The following is a 4,552-nucleotide window of genomic DNA, read 5'->3' as shown; positions in this document are numbered from 1 at the left end:
CCCACCATGTGCAGGGCACCGGCCACGATCAGGGTTGGTACGCGATCCGCGACCAGCGCCTGGATTTTCGGCATCCACTGCCGGTTGCGTGCATCGACCAGGACCGCCAGCGTGTCCGGCCATTGTGCGCGGCGCTGCGCTAGCAGCGCGCCGAACGGCCCGGCCTGCCCTTGCCGCCACCAGCGCACCATATCCGCCGGCTCCGCCGCGGCCAGTTCCGGCTGCTCGGCAAAAAATGCCAGCATCGATACCTGCTCGGCCAGCGGCACGCACTGCAACATCTGCAGCGCTTCGGTGCCATCCTCCAGCGCATCCGTTGCCCGCCCATCGACGGCGGCGCGCGCCCACAAGAACCGATCGACACCATGCTGCGCCAGGATGCCGTGCCTGGCGGCCACCGCGAACTGCAGATGCATCGCGGCGAACACGGGGCGCAGGCGCTCCAGTTCCGGGCCGGGCAGGCCGAAATCCAGCCAAAGCGCCCGCACCTGCGCAAGCGTGGCCGGCTGCAGATGGCGGCTAAGACCATCGCCTTGCGGGAAGTACGCCGGCGCGAAGTCCGGCGCCTGGTCCAGCGCCACCTCGAAGACCACCCGCGCCGAAGCGCGGTAGGCGCGCTCCGCGGCCGGCACCAGTGCCGGCAACGGCGCATCCAGCACGTGGATGGCCCCCAGCAGGTAGACCTCGGTATCCTTGATTTGCCAAAGCATGAAACGCTTACCTCGTCCTTTGTGGCCTGTTGCAGCCTGTTATGGCCTGTTCGCCGTCTGTGGGTACGGACATCATGCCGCTTGTCTTGCTGACGTCATGCACCGAATGCATTGCCAACAGAAAATTCTCTGATAAGCCGGGCCGGCTGCCGATTTGCTTGTGGACTGAGCCATGCCTCCCAACCATAATGTACCGGCCGGTAGCACTACGATGCTCGCAAGCTTCTGCGTGAACCGCTGTGCAGAACACGCACCGGGCCGTGCTGCCAAGATGCAGATTCACCAGCGCCTTTTAAAGATCATCTGGTCCCGCCCCGCGAGGACCAGGACACCAGGAGACACGCATGTCATTGTTCGACCTGACCGGCAAGGTTGCCGTCGTCACCGGCTCTTCACGCGGCATCGGCCGCGCCATCGCTGAGCAGATGGCGGTGCAGGGAGCCAAAGTGGTGATTTCCTCGCGCAAGGCCGAGGCCTGCCAGGAAGTCGTCGATGCCATCAATGCCAAGCATGGCGCCGGCACCGCGATTGCCGTGCCCGCAAATATCTCCTCCAAGGAAGACCTGCAGCGTCTGGTCGACCAGACCAACAGCACGTTCGGCAAGATCGACGTACTGGTTTGCAACGCGGCGTCCAACCCCTACTACGGCCCGATGAGCGGCGTGACCGACGAACAGTTCCGCAAGGTGCTGGACAACAACGTCATCTCCAATCACTGGCTGATCCAGATGGTGGCCCCGCAGATGCTTGAGCGCAAGGACGGTTCGATCATCATCGTGTCGTCCATCGGCGGCCTGCGCGGCTCGCCCACCATCGGCGTGTACAACGTGTCGAAGGCAGCCGACTTCCAGCTGGCGCGCAACCTTGCGGTGGAGTTCGGCCCGAGCAACGTGCGTGTGAACTGCATCGCCCCTGGCCTGATCCGCACCGATTTCGCCAAGGCGCTCTGGGAGGATCCGGAGCGCTACAAGCTGTCGACGCAAGGCGCACCGCTGCGCCGCATCGGCGAGCCGGTGGAGATTGCCGGCGCCGCGGTGTTCCTGGCCTCCTCGGCCAGTACCTTCATGACCGGTCAGGCCATGGTGGTGGACGGCGGCGTCACGATCTGAGCCGCTAAGCACCTGCTGTTCCCGTTCCGGGCTCGCTCCAGGGCCAGGGCGCAAAGCCCGATGCCCGAGGCCTGAGCCGGGCACTTCGTGCCCGCGTGCATTGCCGAGCGCATTTCCGGGCTGGCGCGGCACGCGGGCAAGCTTGCGCGCCGGCATGCCAGAGCGTTGCCCATCCTGCCATGCAGTCAGGGAGGCACCGATGTCGAACCACCCGCAATCCGCTACGACCTGGCCGGCAATCAGCCTGGCCGAGGCCCACGCCCGCCTTACCGCGCCCGGCGCCCCTTTCGAAACCGAAACGCGCGTGATCCGGGGCATTACCACCGTCGTCTGGAAGAACGCGCCACCCACGCTGCGCGAGCTGTTCCTGCAAGCCCGCACGTTGGGCGACAAAACCTTCGTCGTCTACGAAGACGAACGTGTCTCGTACGATGCGTTCGCCCGCGCCGCGCTCACCATCGCGCATGCGCTGATCCAAGATGGCGTGAAGAAGGGAGACCGCGTGGCGCTGGCCATGCGCAACCTGCCGGAATGGCCGGCCGTTTTCTACGGCGCCTTGCTGACAGGCGCCATCGTCACGCCGCTCAACGCCTGGTGGACCGGGGCGGAACTGGAGTACGGCCTGGCCGACTCCGGCAGCAAGATCGCCATCGTTGACGATGAACGCCTGGGCCGCATCATCGAGCACCTGCCAGGCTGCCCCGCGCTGGAAAAGATCTACGTCAGCCGCGCCGATGCGCCGGCTAGCGACGCGCGCGTCAGCCAGCTGGAGAGCCTGATCGGCACGCCGGATCAATGGGCATCGCTGCCCGAACTGCCGGTGCCCACTGTGGCCATCGACGCCGACGACGATGCCACCATCTTCTATACGTCTGGCACCACCGGCAAGCCCAAGGGCGCGCTCGGCACCCACCGCAACGCCACCAATGTGGCCGTGGCCGCCGCATTCAGCCCGATGCGCAATTGCCTGCGCCGCGGCGAGGCGATCCCCGCGCCCGATCCGGCCGCGCCGCAAAAGGGCATGCTGCTGTCGGTGCCGTTCTTTCACGTTACCGGTTGCATGGCGGTGCTCAACGGCGCGCTGGCCAGCGGCACCAAGATCGTGTTGATGCGCCGCTGGGATGCCGTGCGTGCCATGGGCCTGATCGAGCGCGAACGTTGCACGGCTGCCGGCGGCGTGCCCACCATCGCCTGGCAGATCATCGAGCACCCGGAGCGCGAGCGCTTCGACCTGTCGTCGCTGGAAAACGTCAACTACGGTGGCGCCCCCGCTTCGGCCGAGTTGGTACGCCGCATCAAGGAAGTGTTTCCGCATTCGGCCCCCGGCATTGGCTGGGGCATGACCGAGACGTCGGCCACCTTCACCAGCCACAGTGCAGAGGAGTATATCGAGCGCCCCGAGAGCGGCGGCCCGGCCTTGCCCATCGGTGAGATGAAGGTGGTGGACGGGCGCGGACACAGCTTGCCCACCGGCGAGACCGGCGAGCTCATGGTGCGCGGCGCCAACGTGGTGCGCGGCTACTGGAACAAGCCGGAAGCCACCGCGCAAACGTTCATCGACGGCTGGCTCAAGACCGGCGACATCGCGCGGCTGGATGAAGAAGGTTTTGTCTATATTGTCGACCGCATGAAAGACATGTTGATCCGCGGCGGCGAGAACATCTACAGCATCGAGGTGGAAAGCGCGCTGTACGATCACCCCGCGATCATGGACGCCGCACTGGTCGGCATCCCCCACCGCACGCTGGGCGAAGAGCCTGCGGCCGTGGTCAGCCTGAAGCCAGGCGCGCAAGCCACCGAGGCGGAACTGCAGGCGTTCGTGGGCGAGCGGCTGGCAGCCTTCAAGGTGCCGGTGCGGATCGTGTTCTGCCCCGACATGCTGCCGCGCAATGCCAACGGCAAGATCCTGAAGTCGACGCTGCGCAAGATGTTCGAAGCCTGAGCCCGCGCGCTGGACAAGGACAGGATCACCCAGGMGGCCGTGGACGGGAGCACGGCCGCTTGCCTACCGGTACCACGCCGGTCCGACGGCGGCTACGGAAACAACCAACAGATGCAAACGCAGATGCAAGCACACTCATTCGCCAGACATTTCCTGCCCGCCAGCAACCGGCTCGCGGGCTTGTCCGTGCTGGGCACTGCCTTGCTCCTCGCAGGCTGTGCCAGCCAGGGCCAGGGCAGCACCGCGGCGCCGGTGCCGGAGATACGGCCCGGCATTCTCGCCGGCTACCTGCCGGCGGACGCATGGCCCGATAGCCTCGCCCTGGTGCCACCGCCGCCCGCGCCCGGCTCCGCGGCGCAAGCCCTGGACGACGAGATCGCGCGCGGCAACCAGGCCCTGCGAAGCACGGCACGCTACCGCCAGGCGGCAGTCGACGCCAACCTGAAATTCCCGCAGGCCGCGGGGGTTTTTTCGTGCGCGCTGGATGTGCCGATATCGCAGGAGCAAACGCCGCGGCTCTACCTGCTGCTGCGCCGGACCCTGGCCGATGCGGGATTATCGACGTACGGCGTGAAAGACAAATACACGCGCGCCCGGCCGTTCATGGTCAACCAGCAGCCGAGTTGCACGCCCGCCGAGGAAGCCATGCTTTCCAAGGACGGCTCCTACCCTTCGGGGCATAACGCCATCGGCTGGGCGTGGGCGTTGATCCTGGCGGAAATCGCGCCGCAACAGTCCAATATGATCCTGGCGCGCGGGCTGGCCTATGGGCAAAGCCGGCTGGTCTGCAA

At 66.3% G+C, this 4,552-nt stretch carries 4 protein-coding genes; 3 read left to right on the top strand and 1 reads right to left on the bottom strand.

Annotated features, from left to right (window positions below; translation table 11 throughout):
• A partial coding sequence (locus AC1DS3_RS35555) for a TraB/GumN family protein (RefSeq protein ID WP_477129034.1) occupies positions 1 to 710 on the bottom strand: 710 nt, incomplete at its 3' end.
• A gap of 344 nt (positions 711 to 1,054) precedes the next feature.
• Between AC1DS3_RS35555 and AC1DS3_RS35550 the strand changes: the two genes are divergently transcribed.
• The 3 genes from AC1DS3_RS35550 to AC1DS3_RS35540 all read left to right on the top strand — a co-directional run.
• Positions 1,055 to 1,819, top strand: coding sequence for an SDR family oxidoreductase (locus AC1DS3_RS35550; RefSeq protein ID WP_006160016.1), 765 nt, complete (start codon positions 1,055 to 1,057; stop codon positions 1,817 to 1,819).
• Positions 1,820 to 2,018: 199 nt separating this feature from the next.
• Complete coding sequence (locus tag AC1DS3_RS35545; protein ID WP_441638911.1) at positions 2,019 to 3,761, top strand: class I adenylate-forming enzyme family protein; 1,743 nt, start codon at positions 2,019 to 2,021, stop codon at positions 3,759 to 3,761.
• Positions 3,762 to 3,884: 123 nt separating this feature from the next.
• Positions 3,885 to 4,552 (top strand): acid phosphatase (locus tag AC1DS3_RS35540; RefSeq protein WP_477129033.1); only part of this gene is annotated, 668 nt, incomplete at its 3' end.

The sequence above is a fragment of the Cupriavidus sp. 01L46 genome, assembly GCF_056399905.1.
The sequence above is the reverse complement of the archived record's forward strand: the minus strand, read 5'-3'. Positions and strand labels throughout refer to the sequence as shown.